This is a genomic window from Dysosmobacter sp., from assembly GCF_052306735.1.
GTDB lineage: Bacteria > Bacillota > Clostridia > Oscillospirales > Oscillospiraceae > Oscillibacter.
Genome location: NZ_DAWBAJ010000034.1, coordinates 1 through 22702 on the forward strand (window position 1 = coordinate 1; position 22702 = coordinate 22702).

Consider the following 22702-nt stretch of genomic DNA (forward strand, 5'->3'; position numbering starts at 1 on the left):
GATGTGGACTACGTGCTGACCTTTGAGGAGCTGCAGGGCATGTTCGATGCCAAGAACATCGACTTCACCACCCTGGAGGCGGACCCGGAGGACGGCCTGAACGAGGGCACCTCCATGGGCCGCGGCTTCGCGGTGGGCGGCGGCGTGGCCGCGGCCGTGGTAGAGGCCATCAAGCACATCGACCCCACCCGGGAGGTACAGATCGAGTACGGCGACGGCCTGCGGGAGTGCAAGAAGATGCTGATGATGGCCAAGGCCGGAAAGCGCAACGGCTATCTGCTGGAGGGCATGGGCTGCCCCGGCGGCTGCGTGGCCGGCGCCGGCACCATCCAGCCCGTCAAGCAGAGCGCCATGAGCGTGGAGAAGTTCAAGGGCGCCGCTCCGGAGGTCAGCTCCACCGCCAGCCCCTTCCTGGACAAGCTCAAGGACGTGGAGGAGTAAACCCCTTCCCCTCCGGCAAAAGGAGGAAAATTTCACACCGGTGTGAGAAGCGGACCGCGAAACGCGGTCCGCTTTTTTTTACGTAACGGAAGAAAATCGTTATTTTCATGCAGAAACAGCCCGCTTGTCCCCTTTTCCCCACAATCCGGCGGATGGCACAATCGTGAAAGAAATATCAATCTGGTGTTTTGTCTAAAGTAGACAGCAAAATTTTGTGTAAATTTGATATTGTTTGCGAAAACGTTACGTTAAAGAAAAGTAATTTTCCAAGTTTTTTCCTACAAGAGCGAAGAAATTTCTATCGTTTTTTCAAAATCAGGCGTGTACAATGAAGTCACCTTCGGAAGAGGTGCGCCTCACGGCACACCATGGATGAAAGAATATTGATTTGGAGGAACCATAATGAAGAAGATGTTCGCGCTGCTTCTGGCCGCTGTCATGATGCTCTCTGTGCTCACTGCATGCGGCTCCGGCGACACCCAGGAAGAGACCACCGGCGACACTGCCACCGAGGAGAGCAGCGAGTCCGCTCTGAACGTGGGCGTGTTCTACTACAACTACTCCGATGCTTACATCACCACCGTCCGCAACGCCATGGACGGCCTGCTGGATGCCGCCGGCATCACCTACAACAACTATGACGGCGCCGGCAACCAGGCCACCCAGCTGGACCAGATCAACACCGCCATCTCCAACGGCGCCAACCTGCTGGTTGTGAACATCGTGGAGACCTCCTCTCCCGACGCTGCCCAGCAGGCCTGCGATGCCGCCAAGAACGCCGGCATCCCCATCATCTTCTTCAACCGCGAGGTTGAAAACAGCGTGGTGGACAGCTATGAGAACGCTGCCTTCGTCGGCACCGACGCCGCTGAGGCCGGCCACATGCAGGGCCAGATGATCGGCGAGTTCCTGCTGGAGAACTATGACACCGTGGATCTCAACGGCGACGGCGTCATCTCCTACGTCATGTTCAAGGGCCAGGAGGGCAACAAGGAAGCCGAGTACCGCACCCAGTACGCCGTGGAGGACGCCGACGCCATCCTGACCGAGGCCGGCAAGCCCTCTCTGGAGTTCTATGATTCCAACAACACCTCCAAGTACCTGGTGGACACCACCGGCAACTGGTCTTCTCAGGCTGCTACCGACTACATGAACACCATCCTGGCCTCCTACTCCGAGGCTTCCAAGAACATGGTGGAGCTGGTCATCGCCAACAACGACGGCATGGCCGAAGGCGCCATCGCCGCCCTGCAGGCCGCCGGCTACAACACCGGTGACGAGGGTTCCACCACCATCCCCGTCTACGGCGTCGACGCCATGGACTCCGCCGTCCAGAAGATCGAGAACGGCCAGATGACCGGTACCGTCAAGCAGGATGCCGAGGGCATGGCTTCCACCATCATGACTCTGGTGGAGAACATCAACTCCGGCGCCGCCCTGATGGACAACACCGATAGCTACAACGTGGACGCCGACTGCGCCAAGATCCGCGTGCCTTACGCCATGATCACCGGCTGATCGGTCCCCATCCATCGCCCCAACGCTGAGGTCACAACGAGCGGGGCTGCCGAAACTGGCAGCCCCGCTCCCTAAGTGAACGCCCATGCGGGGGCTTTTTCCGCGCTTGACCATGGAGCCTCTGCCTGAGCCGCGCCCCGCCGGACGCGGCCGAGGCAGAAGCTCCAGCAAAGAATTGTGTGCAAAGGAGGAAAAAACGATATGGCTCAGCCGGCTCTGCTGGAAATGAAGAATATCTGCAAGTCGTTTCCCGGCGTCAAAGCCCTGGACAACGTCTCCCTGACCGTCCGGCCCGGCACCGTCCACGCCCTGATGGGAGAGAACGGCGCCGGCAAGTCCACGCTGATGAAGTGCCTCTTCGGCATCTACTCCAAGGACAGCGGCACCATCACCCTGGAGGGCAAGGAAGTCAACTTCAAAAGTTCCAAGGAGGCCATGGAAAACGGCGTGGCCATGGTGCATCAGGAGCTCAACCAGGCCCTGACCCGCACCGTCACCGACAACCTCTGGCTTGGCCGCTACCCCAAGGTGGGCGGCATCATGGTCAGCGAGAGCATCATGCGCAAGCGCACCAAGGAGATCTTTGACCAGCTGGAGGTCCACGTGGATCCCAAGGCCATCATGTCCACCATGCCCGTCTCCCAGCGGCAGATGGTGGAGATCGCCAAGGCCGTCAGCTACAACGCCAAGGTCATTGTCTTCGACGAACCCACCTCCTCCCTGACGGAGACCGAGGTGGAGCACCTGTTCCGCATCATCAACATGCTGCGGGATAAGGGCTGCGGCATCATTTACATCTCCCACAAGATGGAGGAGATCCTGCGCATCAGCGACGAGGTCACCATCATGCGGGACGGCCAGTACGTGGCCACCCGGCCCGCCAGCGAACTGACTATGGAGGAGATCATCCGGCTGATGGTGGGCCGCGAGCTCACCAACCGCTTCCCCCCCAAGGAAAATGTCCCCGGCGAGACCATCCTGGAGGTGGAGCACCTGGCCGGCAAGTACACCCGCCTCAAGGACGCCAGCTTCCAGCTGCGTGCCGGTGAGATCCTGGGCATTGCCGGCCTGGACGGCTCCGGCCGTACCGAGGTGCTGGAGAACCTCTTCGGCTCCATGACCAAGAGCGGCGGCACCATCCGCCTCCACGGCAAGGAGATCAAGAACCGCAATCCCCGGGAGTCCATCAAAAACGGCTTCGCCCTGCTGACGGAGGAGCGCCGGGCCACCGGCATCTTCGGCATCCGCAGCATTCTGGACAACACCGTCATCTCCAACCTGAGACACTACCTCATCGGCGGCATCTGCCTCTCTGACAAGAAGATGCGTCAGGATACCGAGTGGGCCATCCAGGCCATGCGCATCAAGACGCCCAGCCAGGAGACCCAGATCCGCTCCCTCTCCGGCGGCAACCAGCAGAAGGTCATCATCGGCCGGTGGCTGCTCACCAAGCCGGAGGTGCTGCTGCTGGACGAGCCCACCCGCGGTATCGACGTGGGCGCCAAGTACGAGATCTACGAGCTGATCATCAACCTGGCCAAGGAGGGCAAGGGCGTCATCATGGTCTCCTCGGAAATGCCGGAGCTGCTGGGCGTGTGTGACCGGATCCTGGTCATGTCCGGCGGCCAGCTGGCCGGTGAAGTGGACGCCAAGAACACCAGCCAGGAGGAGATCCTGACGCTGGCTGCCAAATACGTGTAAAAGAGGGGGAAACACCTATGAGTAAGGAATCCAAGACTCTGGAAAAGGACGCCAAGACCAAGGCCGCTGCCAAGCAGCCCTGGACTGCCCAGCGGGTGGGCGACCTGATTCTCAACAACGCCCTGATCATCATCATGGTCATCGCGGTCATCTACATCGCCATCGTCAATGAAAACTTCCTCAAGCCCGCATCCATCATCAACATCCTGGCCCAGACCTGCGCCTATCTGCCGGTGGCCCTGGGTGTCGGCGGATGCATCGTGCTGACCGGTACCGACCTGAGCGCCGGCCGGATCGTGGGCCTCACCGCCTGCATCTCCGCCTCCTTGCTCCAGGCTGTGGACGCCGCCAGCAAGATGTGGCCCAACCTGACCCCGCCTCCCGTGATCCTGGTGCTGATCCTGGCCATGATCATCGGCGGTGCCATCGGCGCCTTCAACGGCTTCTTCGTGGCCAAGTTCAAGCTGCATCCCTTCATCGTCACCCTGGCCACCCAGCTCATCATCTACACGCTGCTGCTGCTGTACGTCAAGGCCGGCGAGAATAACGGCATGGCCATCTCCGGTCTGGACAAGTCCTATTCCGGCTTCATCACCGGCTCCATCCTGAAGATCGGCGGCACCCCCATCCCCAACTATGTGTGGATCGCCGTCATCTGCACCATCGTCATGTGGTTCATCTGGAACAAGACCACCTTCGGCAAGAACATGTTCGCTCTGGGCGCCAATGAAGAGGCCGCCCGGGTCTCCGGCGTCAACGTCTTCGCCACCAACATCATGGTCTTTGCCCTGGCCGGCGCCATGTACGCCGTCACCGGCTTCATCGAGGGTGCCCGCGTGGCCTCCAACACCGCCAACACTGGCCTGAACTACGAGTCCGACGCCATCGCGGCCTGCGTCATCGGCGGCGTCTCCTTCGTGGGCGGCATCGGCAAGATCCGCGGCATCGTCATCGGCGTTCTGATGCTGCGTCTGATCTTCGTTGGCCTGAACATGATCGGCATCAACCAGGACCTGTTCTACATCATCAAGGGCGGCATCATCCTCTTTGCCTGCGCCCTGGATATGCGCAAGTATCTGGTCAAGAAGTAAGAAACTTTCCAACACGGAGGGTGCGCATCTTTCACGCGATGCGCACCCTCTTTGTCTTATGGGGAAAAGTGTGGTATCATATACCCGATACTGAGAGGAAAAGGAGGAACCCATGGAGAGCTACCGTGTGCTGCTGGTGGACGACGAGGAGGATATCCGGGTGGGCATCAGCCGTAAGATCGACTGGGAGGGGCTGGGATACGCCCTGGTAGGTGAGGCGGAAAACGGCCGGGACGCCCTGGAGCTGGCGGAATCGCTGCAGCCCGACGTGGTGCTCACGGATATCAAGATGCCCTTTATGGACGGCCTGGAGCTGTGCCGCATCCTGACGGAGCGGCTGCCGGCATCCAAATTCGTGGTCTTTTCCGGCTTTGACGATTTCGAGTACGCCAAGCAGGCTATTCAGATGAATGTCTCGGAGTATATCCTCAAGCCCATCAACGCCCCGGAGCTCACCGCCGTGCTGGAGCGGCTCCACAGCCAGCTGGACGCGGAGCGGGCGGAGCGCCGGGACGCCCAGCAGCTGCGGGAGCGGTATGAGGAGAGCCTCCCCCTGCTGCGCAGCCTCTTTCTCACCCGGCTGCTGGACGGCCGGGTGCCCCAGGAACGGGTGGCGGAGCTGTCGGAGCGCTATGACCTGGCCCTTACCGGCACCGCCTTTACCGCCGCGGCGGTCCACGTCAGCGGCGGGGACGGCAGTGAGCTGGAGACGCTTTCGGTCCAGCAGCTGCTGGAGGACAACCTGAACCCGGAGGGCTGCCGGTGCGTCCAGTTTTTATACAACGATTCCGTGGCCCTGGTGGCCGGATTGGACAAGCCCGGGCATGTGTACAGCCTCATCGCCGGGCTCAACCGGGTGTGTACCCTGGCGGAGAGCTATCTGAAGCTGACGCTGACAGTGGGCGTGGGATCTCCCTGCGCCGTCTTGGAGGACCTGCCCCAGTCCGCCGCCGGCGCCCGCAGCGCTCTGGAGTACCGGGGCATGGTGGGCCGGGGCCAGGCCATCTATATCGGGGACCTGGAGCCCGGCGGCGGCGTGCCGCTGGTGTTTACGGAGAGCGATGAGCAGGAGCTCACCGGCGCCGTGAAGCTGGGGGGCGAGGCGGAGATCCGGGCGGTGCTGGACCGGCTGACGGAAAAGCTCCACGCGGCGGGTATTTCCCCCGCCCAGGTGCAGCTGTTTTTCCTGGAGGTCATCACCTGCCTTCTGAAGGTGGCCCGGGGGGCCGAGCTGGAGACGGAGGCGGTGTTCGGCTCCGGCTTCACAGGGCTTATGAAGGCCACGGATTTTGAATCCCCCGAGGCCCTGCGGGACTGGTGTTTGGACCGGTGCCTGCGAATCCAGACGCTGATCCGCAACCGCCGGACGGATTCGGCGGGCCGCACTGTGGAAAAGGCCAAGGACTATATCCTCTCCCACTACGGCGACAGCGACCTCTCCGTGGAGGCCCTGTGCCGCCACCTGCACCTCTCCCCCACCTACTTCTCCACCCTCTTCAAGCGGGAGACGGGCATGAGCTTTACCGCCTACGTCACCGTGGTGCGCATGGACGCGGCGGCGGACGCCCTGCGGAACACGGAGGAGAAGACCTACCTCATCGCCCGCCGCTGCGGGTACGAGGATCCCAACTATTTCAGCTATGTCTTCAAGCGCCACTTCGGCGTCACCCCCACCAAGTACCGGGCCGGATAAACCCCGGAGAGGAGGTTTCCCATGGGAAAGCGGCTGAGCGGACTGCGCCAGCGCTGGAGCAGCGTCTACCGGCGCACCAGCATCCAGATGATCTTGTCGGCGTCCTTTACGGCGGTGGCCGTGCTGGGCATGCTCTTTATGGGATTGACCCTCTTTCTGCGCTTTTCCTCCTCCACCAACGCCCAGCAGTCGGCGGCCAGCCAGCGGGTGCTCTCCCAGGTGAACGTCAGCCTGGACGGGTACCTGCGCAGCATGATGCGCATTTCCGACGCCGCCTATTACCAGCTCATCAAGGACACGGACCTGGCGGAGGACGACCTCTCCGGCGCGCTGGACTTCCTCTATGAGAGCAGCCGGGACTCCCTGGTGTCCATCGCCGTCTTCTCGGCGGAGGGGGATCTCATTGCCGCCTCCCCCATGGCGCCCCTGAAAAATTCCGTCTCCCCCGAGCGGGAGGAGTGGTTTTGCTCCGCCATGGACCGCATCGAGAACCTCCACTTCTCCACCCCCCATGTGCAGAACCTCTTTGAGGACCCGGACTACCGCTACCGCTGGGTGGTGTCCTTGAGCCGCTTTGTGGAGCTCACCCGGGGCGGCGCCATCGAGGGGGGCGTGCTGCTGGTGGACATGAGCTTTTCCGGCATCGAGCAGATCTGCAAGGACGTGGAGCTCTCGGACTCCGGCGGCTACCTCTATCTCATTGACGACAGCGGCGAGATCATCTACCATCCCCGCCAGCAGCTCATCTACGCGGGGCTTCTGGAGGAGAACAACCTGGACGCCGCCTCCTACGCCGACGGCGTCCATTCGGAGACCTTCCAGGGCCAGCGGCGGCAGGTGGCCGTCAAGACCGTGGGCTACACCGGCTGGAAGCTGGTGGGCGTGGTGCCGGCGGAAAACCTGTGGAGCAACTACGGCCAGCTGGTGCTCTTCTTCCTCTTCATCGTGCTCTTCTCCGTCTTTTTGCTGGTGTTCGTGAACCTGCGATTGTCCGAGTGGATCACCGCCCCGGTAAAGAAGCTGGACCGGGCCGTCAAGGAACTGGAGGCCGGCAAGGAGCAGGTGGACTTCGACGTGGGCGGCCCCTACGAGGTGGAGCACCTGAGCCACTCCGTGCGCTCCATGGTCTCCACCCTGCGCCACCTGATGGACGACGTGGTGCGCCAGGAGGAGGAGAAGCGACGCAGCGAGCTGGATGTGCTCCAGTCCCAGATCAATCCCCACTTCCTCTATAACACCCTGGACTCCGTGGTGTGGATGACGGAGAACGGCCGCACCGACGAGGCCACGGTGATGCTCACCGCCCTGGCCCGGTTCTTCCGGATCTCCCTGAGCCGGGGCAGCAACATCATCCCCATTGCCGACGAGCTGGAGCATGCCCGTCACTATCTCACCATCCAGAAGATGCGCTACAAGAACAAGTTCTCCGCCACCATTGAGGCCCGGGACGGCGTGGAGAAGCTCTACACCATCAAGCTCATTGTCCAGCCCATCCTGGAAAACGCCATCTACCACGGCATGGCCTATGCCGACGGGGACGGCGAGATCACCATTGTGGCCCGCCGGGACGGGGACGATGTCATCATCGACGTCACCGACAACGGCCCCGGCATGCCGGAGGAGGTGGTGGAGCGGCTGCTGGATCCGCGGGAGCAGAAGGCTGCCCCCAGCAAGGGCGGCTCCGGCATCGGCTTCCGCAACGTCCACCAGCGCATCCGGCTCACCTTCGGGGAGCCCTACGGCCTCACCATCCGCAGTGAGCCCGATGCCGGCACCACGGTGCGCATCCGGTTGCCGGCCCTTACCGAGCCCCCGGGAGAGAAAAAGGAGGGAACGCCATGGGACGCAAAGTGATGCTGCAGCTGGTGGTGCCCCTTTTGAGCCTGTGCGTGCTGTTTTTGCTTTTGACCATGGATCCCGTCCGCTCCCAGGGCCCTGCGGAGCTCTGGGAGGTGTCCGTCATCTTCCGGGACGCCGACTCCACCGCCATGTCCGCCGCCCGGCAGGGCATGGAGCAGGCGGCGGTGGATATGGATGTGGAGCTGCGGCTGCTGAACCTCAGCGCCGACGGCCAGGCCGACGAGCAGAGGGAGATCCTGGAGCGGGAGGTGGAAAACGGTGCCGACGGGGTGCTGCTGATCCCGGCAGACCGGGACGCCCTGGCCTCCGCTGTGAAAGAGGCCTCGGTGCCGGTGGTGACCATGGAGACGGATATGGCCGCCGACGGTGCCGCCGGCTATGTCAGCGTGGACAACACCGCTCTGGGGGAGGCCCTGGGCACCATGACCCTCAACGGCGCGCCGGAGGGCTCCGCCGTGATTTTGGTGAACACCGCGCCGGAGGCCACCGGCATCTCCGACCGGGTGGAGGCCGCCGCCCGGGTGCTGGAGGGGGCGCAGCGCCGGGTGTATATCTGCCGTCCCGGCCAGGAGGGCGAGCTGGAGGAGGCCCTGGAGGCCACTGTGGAGAAGTGGTCGGCGTCGGCGGTGGTGGCCTTCGACACCTCCGCCCTGGAGCACGCCGCCCGGACCCTGGCCCAGATGGAGGAGGCACCGCTGCTCTACGGGGCCGGATCCAGCGCCGCCATTGCCGCCTATCTGGAGCAGGGCACCATCACCGCTGTGGCCGCCCGCAACGAATTTGCCGCCGGCTATCTGGCGGTGGAGATGCTGGTGAACGCCATCAACGGCACGGCCGGACCCAGGGCGCAGCTGCTGGAGTTTTCCGTGGTGCGCAAGGAGACCATGTACGAACCGGAGCATGAGAAGCTCCTCTTCCCGGTGACCCGGTAAGGCAAAGGAGGTACGGGATGAACAAGACCATCCGGCGGATCTTCGCCGGGAGTTTGCTTGCGGCGCTCCTTTTGGCCGGCTGCGGCCGGGAGAAGGAGACGCCCACCGTGCGCATCGGCGTGGCCCTCTACCAGCAGGAGGACACCTTTATCTCCACCGTGGTCCAGCAGCTGGAGCAGCTGGCCCGGGCGGAGGAACAGCGCCGGGGCATCAAGATCAACCTGAACCTGGCGGACGCCCGGTCCAGCCAGTCCGCCCAGAACGAGCAGGTGGACCGCTTTTTGCAGCAGGGCTATGACATGCTGTGCGTGAACCTGGTGGACCGCACCGCCGCCGCCGTCATTGTGGACAAGGCCCAGGCGGCGGACGTGCCGGTGGTCTTCTTCAACCGGGAGCCGGTGGAGGAGGATCTGGCCCGCTGGGACCGGGCGTACTATGTGGGCTCTCCGGCGGCCACGGCGGGGACCCTCCAGGGTAAGATTGTCCTGGACGCCTGGCGGGAGGACCCGGCCTCCATTGACCGCAACGGTGACGGCGTGATCCAGTATGTGATGCTGGAGGGGGAGCCCGGCCACCAGGATGCCCTCATGCGCACGGAGTACAGTGTCAAGGCGCTGATGACGGCGGCGGTCCCCGTGGAAAAGCTGGCCAACGACAACGCCAACTGGGAGCGGGGGCAGGCGTCGCTGCGGATGGAGCAGTGGCTCCGGGAGTTCGGGGACGCCATAGAGGTGGTCTTCGCCAACAACGACGACATGGCCCTGGGGGCCATCGACGCCTGTCTGGACGCCGGGATGGAACAGGAGGACCTGCCTTTCATCGTGGGAGTGGACGCTACGCCGCCGGCGCTGAAAGCGGTGGCTGCCGGAACGCTGCAGGGCACCGTGCAGAACGACGCCGCCGGACAGGCGGAGCAGATCCTGGCCATCTGCTGCGCCGTCATGGACGGGAAGGATCCCGGCACCACGCTGAGTCTGGAGGACGGCAAGTACGCCTGGCTGGAATACACCACCGTCACGGCGGAGAACCTGGCGGAGTTTCTGCCGGAGGAATGAGCATGCAAAGAGGGAGAAGGCAAACGCCTTCTCCCTCTCAGCCTGTTGAAAAAGTCTTTTCGACAGGCTGAGCAAGTTTTTTGAAACTCAAAAAAGTTTCAAAAAACTGTTGATTCAAAACGAAAGGAACCCCTCCTGGGTTCCTCTCGTAACTCTCTTCCTTCCCGTCGCGCAAGATTTCCGGTTTTATCGAAAGTCTCAGGGAGAAGGCAAAAGCCTTCTCCCTCTCTTTTTTGTTATGGCTGCCCGGTGCCCTGCTCTTTGGTTTTTCCGTGGGCGGAGCGCCAGGCGGAGGGGCTCTCCCCCGTCTCCCGGCGGAAGGCCCGGGAGAAGTACAGGGGATCCTGGAACCCCACGGAGGCCGCCACCGCCCCGATGGGCAGGGCGCTGTGGCGCAGCAGCTCCCGGGCCCGCTGAATGCGGTAGCGGGTGAGATAGTCCCCCGGCGAGCAGCCAAACTCCGATTGAAAGGCCCGGTAGAGGCAGCTGCGGCTGACGCCGGTGGCCCGGGCGGTCTCCTCCACCCCCATGGGCCGGGAGTAGTTGCGCTGGATGTAGGCGGCCCCCCGGCGGGCATAGTCCGTCAGGGCCTCCCCGCCCCGGCGGGGCCCGGCATCCATCAGCAGGCCCAGGGCCGCCTGGAGATAGCCCGCCATCCGCACGGCGCTGGGATAGTCGGTGCCCCGGGCCTTGTACACCTCCAGCAGCGCCTGGCGCAGCTGCTGGCCAGCCTGCACCACCGGGGCGCCGCCGGAAAAGGCGGTCTGAGCCAGCAGCAGCGGCGCGCTGGGGCCGGAGAAGCCCACCCAGTAGTACTCCCAGGGCTCCTCCTCATCCGCCTGATAGTATACCGGCTCCTCCGGCCGCACCAGAAAGGCCTCCCCCGCTTCGGGGACGAAAGTCCTGCCCGCCGTCTCGTAGGTGCCCCGGCCGGAGACGATGTAGTGGATCAGGTAGTGGTCCCGGATGCCGGGCCCCCAGCCGTACCCCGGGGGACACTTCTGAAACCCCGCGTTGTAGACCACCAGCGGCAGCTCCGCCCGCTCCGGCGCCTTGAAGGAGTGCTTGAAATCCCGCGTCACGGCCCTTCCCTCCCCTTCCATAAAGTTCCTGTCTCCAGCATACCCCAGCGTAAACGATTTTGCAACAAAAATCCATAAATCCAGCCACGCAAACACATGGTAATTTCCCCGCCGGGCTGGTAGGGTATGAATAGAATCAAAACGGATGCCACAAGGAGGTACTCCCTATGGAACATGAGACCCTGGAAACCCGCCTGCGCGCCGGCGCCCTGGACGCGCAGCTGACCCGCCTTTACGGCGCCGAGGGCCTGGAGGCGGCCCGCAGCCGCTGCGCCTCCGTCATCTCCGGCTTTACCAAGACCTTTGAAAGCCTGCCCGAGGCCTTTTTCTCCGCCCCCGGCCGCACGGAGCTGGGGGGCAACCACACGGACCACCAGCACGGCCGGGTCCTGGCCGCCGGTGTGGACCTGGACATCCTGGCCGCCGTCTCCCCCAACCAGAGCGGCATGATCCGGGTGCAGTCCCAGGGGTATCCCCTGCTGGTGGTGGATCTCAAGGAGCTGACCCCCAAGGCCGGGGAGGAAAACACCTCCGCCGCCCTGATCCGGGGCGTGGCTGCCCGAATGGCTGCCCTGGGCTGCCCCCTGGAGGGTGTGGGCCTGGACGCCTACATGGTCTCCGATGTCCTGGGCGGCAGCGGCCTCTCCTCCTCCGCCGCCTTTGAGGTGCTGATGGGCACCATCCTCAATGAACTCTTCTGGAACGGCAAGTGCTCCGCTGTGGAGATCGCCCAGATCGGGCAGTACGCCGAGAACGTCTTCTTCGGCAAGCCCTGCGGATTGATGGACCAGACCGCCTCCTCCGTAGGCGGCGTGGTGGCCATCGACTTTGCCGATACCGCCGCCCCGGTGGTGGAGGCCATCGGCCTGGATCTCCACGCCCAGGGGTACGCCCTGTGCATCCTGGACTCCGGGGCCGATCACGCGGACCTCACCGGAGAGTACGCCGCCATCACTGACGAGCTCAAGGCCGTCTGCCGCCACTTCGGCAAGGAGTTTTTGCGTGAGGTTCCCGAGGCGGACTTTATCCGGGAGCTGCCCGCCCTCCGGCAGGAGGCCGGGGACCGGGCGGTGCTGCGGGCCTTCCACGTCTACGCTGAGAACCGCCGGGCCAAGGCGGAGGCCGACGCCCTGCGCGCCGGGGACTTTGACGGCTTCCTGACCCTGGTGCGGGAGTCCGGCCGTTCCTCCGCCATGTATCTCCAGAACGTGGTGCCCACCGGCCAGACGGACCGGCAGGAGCTGATGGTGACCATCGCCTTGTGCGAGAGCCTGCTGGGGGGCCGGGGCGCCGTCCGGGTCCACGGCGGCGGCTTCGGCGGCACTGCCCAGGCCTTTGTGCCCCTGGATCTGCTGGATTCCTTCAAGGCCGGCACCGAGGCGGTGCTGGGCAGCGGCAGCTGCCATGTGGTGACCATCCGTCCCGTGGGCGGCGTGGCAATCAAGTGAGGTGTTGGAAATGGTAAACGGATACATCGCGGCCCTGGCGGACTATGCCGTGGCCAAGGGATTGATTGAAGAAGCGGACCGCCCCTGGGCGGTGAACCGCCTGCTGGAGACCATGGGCCTTTCCAGCTACGAAGCGCCGGAGACGGTGCCCCAGGCCTCCCTGGAGGAGATCCTGACGGCGCTGGTAAACGACGCTGTTGCCCGGGGCGTCATCGAGGACGGCATCGCCAGCCGGGACCTCTTCGACACCAAGCTCATGGGCGTCCTGACGCCCCGCCCCTCCCAGGTGATCGCCCGGTTTCACGAGAAGATGGCGGAGTCCCGGGAGGCTGCCACCGACTGGTTCTATTGCTTCTGCCAGGACACGGACTACATCCGCCGCTACCGCATCGCCCGGGACGTCAAGTGGGTGACGGCCACGGAGTTCGGGGACCTGGACATCACCATCAACCTCTCCAAGCCGGAGAAGGATCCCCGGGCCATCGCCGCCGCCCGCTCCGCCGCCCAGACCAGCTATCCCAAGTGCCAGCTGTGCCGGGAGAACGAGGGCTACGCGGGCCGGCTGGACCACCCCGCCCGGCAGAATCACCGCATCATCCCCGTCACCATTGACGGGCAGGACTGGTTCTTCCAGTACAGCCCCTATGTCTACTATAACGAGCACTGCATCGTCTTCAACGGCAAGCATGTGCCCATGAAGATCGACCGCTCCGCCTTCCGGAAGCTCCTGGACTTCGTCATCCAGTTCCCCCACTATTTCGTGGGCTCCAACGCGGACCTGCCCATCGTGGGCGGCTCCATTTTGAGCCACGACCACTTCCAGGGCGGCCGCTACACCTTCGCCATGGAGAAGGCCCCGGTGGAGCAGACCGTCACCTTCCCGGGCTACGAGGATGTGGAGGCGGGCATCGTCCGCTGGCCCATGTCCGTTATCCGCATCCGCTGCGCCGACGACAAGCGCCTGGTGGACCTGGCGGAGAAGATCCTCACCGCCTGGCGGGGCTACTCCGATCCCGACGCCTTCATCTTCGCCGAGACCGACGGCGAGCCCCACAACACCATCACCCCCATCGCCCGCAAGCGGGGAGATAAATATGAACTGGACCTGGTGCTGCGCAATAACATCACCACGGAGGAGTTCCCCCTGGGCGTGTTCCATCCCCATCCCGAGCTCCACCACATCAAAAAGGAGAACATCGGCCTCATCGAGGTCATGGGCCTTGCGGTGCTGCCCTCCCGGCTGAAAAATGAGCTCAAGGAGCTGGCGGACGCCCTGGTGTCCGGCGGGGATCTGCGGGGTAGCGACGCCATCGCCAAGCACGCCGACTGGGCGGAGGAGCTGAAAACCCGCTACACCTTCACCGCCGACAATGTGGAGGGCATCCTCCAGGACGAGGTGGGCAAGGTCTTTGCCCGGGTGCTCCAGGACGCAGGCGTCTACAAGTGCACGCCCGAGGGCCGGACGGCTTTCCAAAAGTTCATCGCGTCCGTGCAGTAAGCAAACCGGGGCGCGCCCCGGGAATATCCATAAAATCCCACTCCGCTGCGGCGGAGCCCACAAGTGACATAAGGAGGAACCGTTATGAAAACAATTCTGGTTGCAGGCGGCGCCGGCTACATCGGCAGCCACATGGTGGCGCTGCTGGTGGAAAAGGGCTATGACGTCATCGTGGTGGACAATCTGCGCACCGGCCACTGGCAGGCGGTAAAGGGCGCCAAGAAGTTCTACGTGGGCGACCTGCGGGACGCCGCCTTCCTGGACACCGTGTTCAGCGAGAACCAGATCGACGGCGTCATCAACTTCGCCGCCTTCTCTCTGGTGGGCGAGAGCGTCACCAATCCCCTGAAGTATTACGGCAACAACGTGGCCGGCTCCCAGTCCATGCTGACGGCCATGAAGGACCACGGTGTGGATAAGATCGTCTTCTCCTCCACCGCCGCCACCTACGGCGAGCCGGAGAAGCAGCCCATTGAGGAGTGCGACCGCACGGATCCCACCAACCCCTACGGTGCCACCAAGCTGGCCATCGAGGGCATGCTCAAGTGGTGCGACCAGGCCTACGGCATCCACTATGTGGCTCTGCGGTACTTCAACGCCGCCGGCTCCAACCCCGACGTGGGCATCGGCGAGGACCACAACCCCGAGTCTCACCTGATCCCCCTGGTGATGAAGACCGCCCTGGGCCAGCGGGACCACATCGGCATCTTCGGCGACGACTATCCCACCGCCGACGGCACCTGCATCCGGGACTACATCCACGTCCGTGACCTGGCGGAGGCCCACCTGCTGGCCCTCAAGCACCTGGAGGAGACCGGCGAGAGCGGCATCTTCAACCTGGGCAGCGGCGACGGCTACTCCGTCAAGGAGATCATCGACACCGCCCGCCGCATCACCGGAAAAGAGATCCCCGCCGTGGTGGAGCCCCGCCGGGCCGGCGATCCCTCCGTCCTCATCGCCTCCAACCACAAGGCCGCTGAGGTCCTGGGCTGGAAGCCCCAGCGGGGCCTGGAGGAGATCATCTCCGATGCCTGGACCTGGCACTCCACCCATCCCAATGGCTACGAGGGGTGAGAGAAATGGTCAGCGTGCGTTCCTTTGAGGCTCTGCCCTGCGGCAGCGTCCACCTGGTGACCCTCACCGATGAGACCGGGTGCGCCGCGGAATTTTTGAGCCTGGGCGCCACCGTCCGGGCGGTGCGGGTGCCGGACCGGGAGGGCCGCCCCACCGACGTGGTGCTGGGCTATGAGACCGCCGGGGAGTACCTGGCGCGCAACGCCCATCTGGGCAACTGCATCGGCCGGTACGCCAACCGCATCGGCGGCGCCCGGTTTGAATTGAACGGCAAAGAGTACCGCCTGACTCCCAACGAGGGGGAAAACCTCCTCCACGGCGGTGCGGAGGGCTTTGACCGCAGGCTCTGGGGCTTTACCACGGGAGAGGACTCCGTCACCTTCCGCCGCACCTCCCCCGACGGGGAGGAGGGCTTCCCGGGGAAGCTGGAGGTCAGCGTCACCTATACCCTCAAAGAGGGCTGCCTCACCATGGACTACCGGGCCACCACTGACGCCGACACCGTGGTGAGCCTCACCAACCACAGCTATTTCAACCTGGCGGGTCAGAAGGGCGGCCCTGTGACGGATCACGTCCTGACGGTCCGGGCGGACCGGTACACCCCCTGCGGGGCGGGCAACATCCCCACCGGGGAAATTTTGCCGGTGGCAGGCACGGCCCTGGACCTGCGGCAGCCTACGGCGCTGGGAGATGTATTTTCCCGGCCGGAGCTGGAGGCCACCCGGGGCCTGGATCACAACCTGGTGCTCTCCGGCGGCGAGGGCCCCGACGCCACCCTCTACTGTCCCCGCACCGGCATCGCCATGGAGGTGACCACCTCCATGGAGGGCATGCAGGTGTACACCGCGGGCTTTTTGACGGAGCGGCCCGGCAAGGACGGCGCCGTCTATGGGCCCCACCACGCCGTGTGCCTGGAGACCCAGCGCTTCCCCGATGCCATGAATCACGCGGCCTTCCCCTCCCCCATCCTCCGGGCGGGGGCGGAATACCACGAGACCACCCGCTACCGCTTCTTTGTGAAGTAAACATAAATCCCCCGGGACAGCAGTCCCGGGGGATTTTGTTGGCTATTGGGGCGGAAAACCGTCAGGAGGCGGCGTCGGCTTGATCCGGCCACGTATTGTCCGCGTACAGCTGCCAGCAGATGGCATCCAGACGCTGGAGGGCAATGGGCGATTGGGCATAGTCTTTCACGCTCTCCAGCACCAGCCAGTCTGTGCCGTTGGCGGCGTTGTAGGCGGCAGCCAGCTCCGGCAGCTGAGCGTCGACTTCCTCCAGGGTGATGGTGCGGGTCTGGGTATTTCCGTCGGCGTCCTGATAGGTCCAGGAGACGGTGCCCAGGTTCCCCACCAGGGCCAGCAGCTGGGGCGCCAGATAGGACATCATGATGTCTGTCTGTCCCCCCACCATTTCCCGGCTGAACTCCAACGTCCAGCTGTAGGGCTCCGCAGCGGTCTGCAGGGAAAACGTATAGTTTCCCAGAAGAGACTCCAAGTACAGGGCCTGGGCGATCCGGTTCAGGGCAGAGGGATCCCCCACATACGGCGTTTGGGCTTCATACAGCGTTTCAAATTTCTGCAAGGCCACGGTAATGAGTCCCTCCTGCCAGATGAGGCGGCCGCACAGGTACACTTCCTCCACCCCCTCCAACGGCACGCTGAACTTGGCGGAAGCAGTTCGATGGAGGGGGGACACCAGTCCCTCCCGGGCGGTGATGGTGACGATGCCGTCCGCTGTCTCCGTATTCCAGTCCCAGTAGGCCTTGGCGGAGGACGCGGAGGAGACCTCCACCTGCAGCGCCCCGTCGTCGGTCCACAGGCCCATGGACATGGCCTCAGCATCGGCGGGAGAGCCGATGACAAAGAGCTTGGCCGCCAGGGCGCCCAGGAGCACCAGCACCGTCAGCAGCACCGCCAGCGTCACCCGCTTCCAGCCCCGGCGCTTCACCTTTTTCAGATAGTCCACCTCTTTGGCGGTCTCTTCCCGCTCCTGCTCCGGCTCCGGGGCGCGCATGGCGGCAAGCTTTGCGCTGCACCCTTTGCACCCGGCCAGGTGGCGCTCCACGGCGCCGTTGGTCTCCGGGGACGTGAGGCCCTCGGCGTAGGAGGGCAGCAGGTCCTCCACCACGGCGCAGGTCAGATCATTTTTCATGGTATTCACCTCCGGTTTTCAGATGCTCCTTGCAGCGGTAGAAGGTCACCCGGGCCCAGGTCTCGGTTCGTCCCAGCACCTCCCCGATCTCCCGGAAGCTGAGAGAGCCGAAGACCCGCAGGTACACCACCTCCCGCCCCGGCTCCGGCAGGTCATGGACCCGGCGGAGAAGGTCCAGCTGTCCCGCCCGGCCCAGGGCCTCCGCCTCGGCGGAGGGCAGGGGCTCCAGGATGCCCTCCTCCTCCGGCAATGGCTCCTCCCGCTTCTGCCTGCGCAGGTGCTGGTAGAAAAGGTGCTTGGCGATCTGGCACAGCCAGGTGGAGACCTTGCAGCCCCCGTCAAAGCGATCCGACGACCGCACCGCCTGGTAGAAGGTCTCCTGGGTCAGCTCCTCCGCCAGAGCATCGTCATGGCACTGGGAGAGGAGAAACTTGTACACCGTCCGGGCATGGGCCCGGTAAATTTCCTCCATGTCCTCCACGGCTTCTCCCCTCCTCTCTTTGTCCATACATCCCCGGCGGGGGCGGTTCGTTACACCCCGGGAAAAAATATTTTTCCCGGACAGCAGAAAAGGGACCCCGGCGGGGATCCCTTTTTTGACGGCGCAGCGTCTTAGTCCAAAGAAGTGGTGTCGAACATCTCCTCAAAGGAGCGGATGTAGTAGTCTGCCAGAGAGCGGATCTCCTCCTGGTCGTCCTCGGCGGAGGCGTCGTACACCGCCGCTACCCGGAACCCCGCCGCCTTGGCGGTGCGGATGGCGTGGAGGGCGTCCTCAAAAATGACGGTGTCCCGCTTGTTGGACTGGAGCCGGGTCATGGCCCGCTCGTAGATCTCCGGGCTCTCGTCCTTGCCCTTGGAGACGTCGGCGGTGGTGACGATGCCGCGGAAATACCCGTCGATGCCGGCGCACCGCAGGGCGGCCTGGGCCAGGTGGCGGTCCGTGGCGGTGGCCACGTACATCCACACCCCCTCCATCTTCAGCAGGGAGAGAAATTTCTCCACCCCCGGCTTGGCCCGGACTTCATGGTGGTAGAAGTCGTCCACCTGGGCCTCGATCTCATCCATGATCTCGTCCACCGTCTCGGTGAGGTGGTATTCCTCCCGGCACAGTGCCGCCCCCTGCCGGGCGGAGAGCACCTTGAGCCGCTGGTCCAGATCCGCCGCGGGCTCGATGCCGTGGCGGCGCAGCAGGTCGCTGCCCAGGTGGTTCCAGGCGGGCATGGAGTCCAGCAGCGTGCCGTCCATATCAAAAATCGCGCTTTGCAGTCTCATGGGAACATTCCTCGCTTTATAAAAAAAGAAAATACAGATATCGGTATGGATAAGATTGTAACACCGTGATAGGATGGAAAACAAGAAACAAAGTGTGAAAGGTGTGGAAAAACATGCGGCTGTTTGCGGCCATCCGGCTTTCCCCGGCGGCGGAGGACGCCTTGGTATATGCCCAGGACATCCTGCGCCGGGCGGGCCGGGGCAGCTTTCCCCGGCGGGAGATGCTGCACCTGACCCTGGCTTTTTTGGGCGAAGTGGAGGATATCGCCCCGGCGGAGGCGGCAGTAGCGGCCCTCCGGGGAACCGGGCCCTTTCCCCTGACGCTGGAGGGTGTGGGCCGCTTCGGGGACACCTGGTGGGCGGGCATCCGGGAAAACCCGGCCCTGGAGGCCCTGGCCCTGGGGCTCCAGGCGGATCTGCGGCGCCGGGGCTTTTTTCTGGAGACACGGCCCTGGCGGCCCCACATCACCCTGGTGCGCCGCTACCGACCCAAGGGGGAGCCTCCCGCGCTGACGCTGCCTCCGGTGACCATGGAGGTGCGCCAAGTGGTGCTGCTGGAGTCCCTCCGGCGGGAGGGCCGGGCGGTGTATGAGACCCGGTATGGGGTGAAGCTGTAAGACAGAGGAGAGGGAGCATCGCTCCCTCTCCTTTCTTGTTACTGCCAGCGGAACTGCCGGGCGGTATACTGGTCCGCGCAGCGGAAAAACAGCTCCCGGCTGCGGAATTCCAGCTGGGGACAACCCTCCAGGGGATGGAAGGACACCACCCGCCGCTGACGGTCCACCCAGATGCGGAAGACCTGGGCAGTGCCGGGAGGCTCCGCTGTCATGAGAGGTCCTCTCCTGCCGCCACAGCCGCCTTGGCCTCCTCGATGGTCATGCCGCCGGAGAAATGGCCGCCGCAGCTCATGGAAAACTCCCCAATGACGTTGTGCTCGCTGTCGTACAGGGGGATCATGAATTCGTGGGGGCACTCCGACGCGGGCAGGTTGTGGGGGATAAATTGTTCATCCTCGTAGCAGATATATCCCCGCTCCCCATTTGTCCCCCTGGCGGACACCAGATCCGGCTCATATCCCACATAGGCAGCCAGCACAGTGGAACCGTAGGATTCTCCCAGGCTGTTGGTGGGAAATACCCCGTCCACCAGGGCGTCCAGCAGGGATAGCTTGGATTCACGCAAAGCATCCCGGTTTCCCACCATATACTCCTTTTGATACATGCCGTTTTTGTCCACATATCTTTTGTAGTACACATCGCCCACCCGGCAGTAGGACTCCCGGTCATCGTCCGGCAGCAGGGTGCCTCCCCGGCTGACGATCAGCGCCGTGTCTCCCCGGAGCGCTGTCTCCATGATGGCCTGGAGCTCCTGGGAGATGGCGGGTTCCTCCGGTTGGGAAGCCGGGGCGGGTTCCTCCGGCTCAGAGACGGTCTCCTCCGTCTGGGCCGGGGCGGTTTCCGTCGCAACCTCCTGGGGGGAGGCGGGTTCCTCCGGCGGCAGGGGCTCCTCCTGAGGCTGCTCCGTTTTCTGGGAGGTGGTGGCGTCCGGGGTGTCCTGCGGCTCCGGCTGGGGGGCGGATTGGACGGAGGCGGGGCCTTCCGGCGGGGCGGTAACCAGAGGGGCGTTGACGGACAGGGCCGCCGCCGTACCGCAGGCCAGGACCGCCGCTGCGGCCAGCAGGGCCAGCAGGCGCCTGCGGTCTTTTATCGGCGCAGTGTGCAGCATTTGATTCAGTCTCCTTTCCAGGGCCTCCCGGGAGGTGAGACAAAGGGCCCAGGGGCCCGCCTGACCCGGACTCCCGGCGGCCATTTGCAGTAAGATTCGTCCGTACCGGAGCCGCTCCCGGCGGTCCAGGAGCTGCGCCACGTCCTCATCGCAGCGCTCCTCCCCCACCTCCCGGACGGTCCGGTCCAGCATGTGAAAAAGCGGGTTGTACCAGTGGATGACCAGAGCTGCCATAGAGCAAAGGCGCACCCACAGGTCTCTCCGGCGGACATGGTTCAGCTCGTGGAGCAGCAGGCATCTGAGGACTTGGGGCTCCAGGGCCGTCTCCGGCAGCAGGATCACCGGCCGTACCAGGCCCGTCACCAGCGGGGAGAATACCGCCGCCGAGGCCCGCAGCGTCACTGGCTGGTGCAATCCCAGCTGCTCCCGGCAGCGCCGGAGGGTCTCCAGCACGGTCTCCTCCGTCACCGGGCGGGCGGAGCGCACCAGACGCCCCAGAGCCCGCCGAGCCCGCAGTTTCCGGGCCAGCATCCACAGGGCTCCCAGGCCCCACACCCCCGCCGCCAGGGCCAGCACCCAGTGGGGCAGCACCAGCGGGGCCGGAGATGCTGGAGCGGCGGTGATTGCCGGGGGCACCAGGGGCACCGTCCCGGCTGTGCCGCTTTGCAGGGGGAGTTGTACCGCTGCCGGCAGCACAGGGGCCTCCGCCCCCAGGGAATCCAGCAGCGCCTCTGCCCGGGAGAACAGCTGACCCAGCGGCGCCAGGGCAAATACCAGGCTCAGCTTTACCATCCGGTACTCCCACCGGGCGCTGAGGCGTCCCCGGGCCGCTTTGCGCACCAGCAGGCAGGCTGCCGCTGCTACGCTGCCGGATACAGTCAGGCCCGTGAGCATGTCAATCAGCATGTTCCGCCTCCTGTTCAAACCAGCGGCGCAGGGTGTCCAGTTCCTCCTTCTTCAGGCGCTCTCCTCCGTAAAAGGCGGCCAGGAAGTCCAAGAGGTCGCCGTGGTAGTGCTCATCCACCAGACGCCGGGCCTCCAGCTTTTGATAGCCCTGCTCCGTGACGGCAGGGGTATAGAAATTGGACCGGCCCCGGCGCTCCACGGACAAGACGCCCTTTTCCACCAGACGGCTCAAAAATGTGGACACCGTCTGGATCTTCCAGCCCTTGTGGGCAAAGACCTCCAGCAGCCACACGGCGGTCACGGGTTCCCCGGCGTCCCAGATCACCCGCATGATCTCCATTTCGGATTCCGACAGACTTTGAAATTGACCCATGTTCAGACACCTCCAAAAACTACACCGGTGTAGTATATCTTCTTTATACTACACGCTTGTAGTATATGTCAAGGGGGGTGGTGAGCCATTTTCACAAAAAAATACCGTCCCGTGGGAAACGGGACGGTATTTTCGATATCTGATTGTGTTTTCGCCGATATCATCAGCAGAGCTTGGCGCCTGCGGGAATGCTGTCGTCCAGCATCAGCAGGTGGAGCTTCTCCTCCCCGTGCTCGGTGTGGACGGCGGAGATCAGCATGCCGTTGGACTCCAGGCCCATCATCTTCCGGGGCGGCAGGTTCACGATGGCTACCAACGTCTTGCCGATGAGATCCTCGGGCTCATAGAACTTGTGGATGCCGGAGAGAATCTGGCGGTCGGTGCCGGTGCCGTCGTCCAGGGTGAATTTCAGCAGCTTTTCGCTCTTTTTCACCGCCTGGCAGTCCTTTACCTTCACCACCCGGAAGTCGGACTTGCAGAAGGTGTCGAAGTCCACCTTCTCGGTGAGCTGGGGCTCCACCTCCACGGCGGGCAGGGCGGCCTTCCGGGCCGCGGCCTCCAGGGCCTCCAGCTCCTCCAGGGCCTTGTCCAGGTCGATGCGGGGGAAGAGGTTTTCACCCTTGGTGACAGCGGCGGTCTCACTGAGGCTGCCCCAGCGGGCGGCGGCGTCCCAGGTGCGGACGGCTTCATCGGCGCCGATCTGGGCAAAGAGCTTGTCGCAGCTCTCCGGCATGAAGGGAGAGAGGAGGATGCCGCAGATGCGGGTGGTCTCCAGCAGGTTATAGAGGACGTGGGCCAGGCGCGCCCCGTTGGCTTCCATGTCACGGGCCAGGGCCCAGGGGGCGTTCTCGTCGATATACTTGTTGGCCCGCTGGATGACCT

Annotated in this window: 21 protein-coding genes; 13 read left to right on the forward strand and 8 right to left on the reverse strand. The window is 64.1% G+C overall.

Annotation, left to right across the window (positions count from 1 at the left end; all coding sequences use genetic code 11):
* From ACT67G_RS08855 to ACT67G_RS08890, 8 genes are all read left to right on the forward strand, one after another.
* Window positions 1-441 (forward strand): [Fe-Fe] hydrogenase large subunit C-terminal domain-containing protein (locus ACT67G_RS08855; RefSeq protein ID WP_443664001.1); only part of this gene is annotated, 441 nt, incomplete at its 5' end.
* A 402-nt stretch (window positions 442-843) separates the two neighbouring features.
* On the forward strand, window positions 844-1959 hold the full coding sequence (locus tag ACT67G_RS08860; protein ID WP_325247984.1) for a galactose ABC transporter substrate-binding protein: 1116 nt from the start codon (window positions 844-846) through the stop codon (window positions 1957-1959).
* A gap of 201 nt (window positions 1960-2160) precedes the next feature.
* Window positions 2161-3660 carry a sugar ABC transporter ATP-binding protein gene (locus ACT67G_RS08865; protein WP_326215056.1) on the forward strand — a complete coding sequence of 500 codons (1500 nt, stop codon included), beginning with the start codon at window positions 2161-2163 and terminating at the stop codon, window positions 3658-3660.
* Window positions 3661-3677: 17 nt separating this feature from the next.
* Window positions 3678-4751: a galactose/methyl galactoside ABC transporter permease MglC gene (locus ACT67G_RS08870; protein WP_326215055.1), complete on the forward strand. Its 1074-nt coding sequence runs from the start codon at window positions 3678-3680 to the stop codon at window positions 4749-4751.
* Window positions 4752-4863: 112 nt separating this feature from the next.
* Window positions 4864-6444: a response regulator gene (locus ACT67G_RS08875; RefSeq protein WP_443664002.1), complete on the forward strand. Its 1581-nt coding sequence runs from the start codon at window positions 4864-4866 to the stop codon at window positions 6442-6444.
* Between the two features lie 21 nt (window positions 6445-6465).
* Complete coding sequence (locus ACT67G_RS08880) at window positions 6466-8298, forward strand: cache domain-containing sensor histidine kinase (protein WP_325247773.1); 1833 nt, start codon at window positions 6466-6468, stop codon at window positions 8296-8298.
* The gene (locus ACT67G_RS08885; RefSeq protein WP_443664003.1) at window positions 8283-9236 is read left to right on the forward strand and encodes a substrate-binding domain-containing protein; all 954 of its coding nucleotides are present in this window, start codon (window positions 8283-8285) and stop codon (window positions 9234-9236) included. The genes ACT67G_RS08880 and ACT67G_RS08885 overlap by 16 nt, the downstream gene beginning before the upstream one ends.
* A gap of 17 nt (window positions 9237-9253) precedes the next feature.
* Window positions 9254-10291, forward strand: a complete 1038-nt coding sequence (locus tag ACT67G_RS08890) for a galactose ABC transporter substrate-binding protein (protein WP_443664004.1) — start codon at window positions 9254-9256, stop codon at window positions 10289-10291.
* A 236-nt stretch (window positions 10292-10527) separates the two neighbouring features.
* Here the strand turns inward: ACT67G_RS08890 and ACT67G_RS08895 are convergent, their stop codons facing one another.
* The gene (locus ACT67G_RS08895) at window positions 10528-11373 is read right to left on the reverse strand and encodes an AraC family transcriptional regulator (RefSeq protein ID WP_325247776.1); all 846 of its coding nucleotides are present in this window, start codon (window positions 11371-11373) and stop codon (window positions 10528-10530) included.
* A 167-nt stretch (window positions 11374-11540) separates the two neighbouring features.
* On the opposite strand from ACT67G_RS08895, the gene ACT67G_RS08900 reads away from it, so the two are divergent.
* From ACT67G_RS08900 to ACT67G_RS08915, 4 genes are all read left to right on the forward strand, one after another.
* Window positions 11541-12821 carry a galactokinase gene (locus tag ACT67G_RS08900; RefSeq protein WP_443664005.1) on the forward strand — a complete coding sequence of 427 codons (1281 nt, stop codon included), beginning with the start codon at window positions 11541-11543 and terminating at the stop codon, window positions 12819-12821.
* A 10-nt stretch (window positions 12822-12831) separates the two neighbouring features.
* The gene (galT, locus tag ACT67G_RS08905) at window positions 12832-14319 is read left to right on the forward strand and encodes a UDP-glucose--hexose-1-phosphate uridylyltransferase (RefSeq protein ID WP_443664006.1); all 1488 of its coding nucleotides are present in this window, start codon (window positions 12832-12834) and stop codon (window positions 14317-14319) included.
* 84 nt (window positions 14320-14403) lie between these two features.
* A complete protein-coding gene (galE, locus tag ACT67G_RS08910; protein ID WP_325247779.1) occupies window positions 14404-15393 on the forward strand; it encodes a UDP-glucose 4-epimerase GalE in 990 nt (329 codons plus the stop codon).
* Window positions 15394-15398: 5 nt separating this feature from the next.
* Window positions 15399-16418: an aldose epimerase family protein gene (locus ACT67G_RS08915; RefSeq protein ID WP_443664007.1), complete on the forward strand. Its 1020-nt coding sequence runs from the start codon at window positions 15399-15401 to the stop codon at window positions 16416-16418.
* A gap of 61 nt (window positions 16419-16479) precedes the next feature.
* Here ACT67G_RS08915 and ACT67G_RS08920 read toward each other — a convergent pair whose 3' ends face one another.
* The 3 genes from ACT67G_RS08920 to ACT67G_RS08930 form a co-directional block, all read right to left on the reverse strand.
* Window positions 16480-17544, reverse strand: coding sequence for a DUF4825 domain-containing protein (locus ACT67G_RS08920; protein WP_443664008.1), 1065 nt, complete (start codon window positions 17542-17544; stop codon window positions 16480-16482).
* The gene (locus ACT67G_RS08925; protein WP_326215077.1) at window positions 17534-18016 is read right to left on the reverse strand and encodes an RNA polymerase sigma factor; all 483 of its coding nucleotides are present in this window, start codon (window positions 18014-18016) and stop codon (window positions 17534-17536) included. The genes ACT67G_RS08920 and ACT67G_RS08925 overlap by 11 nt, the downstream gene beginning before the upstream one ends.
* Before the next feature lie 140 nt (window positions 18017-18156).
* Window positions 18157-18816, reverse strand: coding sequence for an HAD family hydrolase (locus ACT67G_RS08930; protein WP_325247782.1), 660 nt, complete (start codon window positions 18814-18816; stop codon window positions 18157-18159).
* Between the two features lie 113 nt (window positions 18817-18929).
* On the opposite strand from ACT67G_RS08930, the gene thpR reads away from it, so the two are divergent.
* Entirely contained in the window at window positions 18930-19433 is a 504-nt protein-coding gene (gene thpR / locus ACT67G_RS08935; protein WP_443664009.1) for an RNA 2',3'-cyclic phosphodiesterase, read from the forward strand.
* A 38-nt stretch (window positions 19434-19471) separates the two neighbouring features.
* On the opposite strand, the gene ACT67G_RS08940 is transcribed toward thpR, so the two are convergent.
* The 4 genes from ACT67G_RS08940 to metG all read right to left on the reverse strand — a co-directional run.
* Window positions 19472-19645 (reverse strand): hypothetical protein, encoded by a 174-nt coding sequence (locus tag ACT67G_RS08940; RefSeq protein ID WP_326215043.1) that lies wholly within the window; start codon window positions 19643-19645, stop codon window positions 19472-19474.
* Window positions 19642-21447 carry a M56 family metallopeptidase gene (locus ACT67G_RS08945; RefSeq protein ID WP_443664010.1) on the reverse strand — a complete coding sequence of 602 codons (1806 nt, stop codon included), beginning with the start codon at window positions 21445-21447 and terminating at the stop codon, window positions 19642-19644. Before ACT67G_RS08945 ends, ACT67G_RS08940 begins: the two co-directional genes overlap by 4 nt.
* Window positions 21437-21820 carry a BlaI/MecI/CopY family transcriptional regulator gene (locus tag ACT67G_RS08950; protein ID WP_443664011.1) on the reverse strand — a complete coding sequence of 128 codons (384 nt, stop codon included), beginning with the start codon at window positions 21818-21820 and terminating at the stop codon, window positions 21437-21439. The genes ACT67G_RS08945 and ACT67G_RS08950 overlap by 11 nt, the downstream gene beginning before the upstream one ends.
* Window positions 21821-21983: 163 nt before the next feature.
* Window positions 21984-22702: methionine--tRNA ligase subunit beta (gene metG / locus ACT67G_RS08955; RefSeq protein ID WP_443664012.1), on the reverse strand; the 719-nt coding region annotated here is incomplete at its 5' end.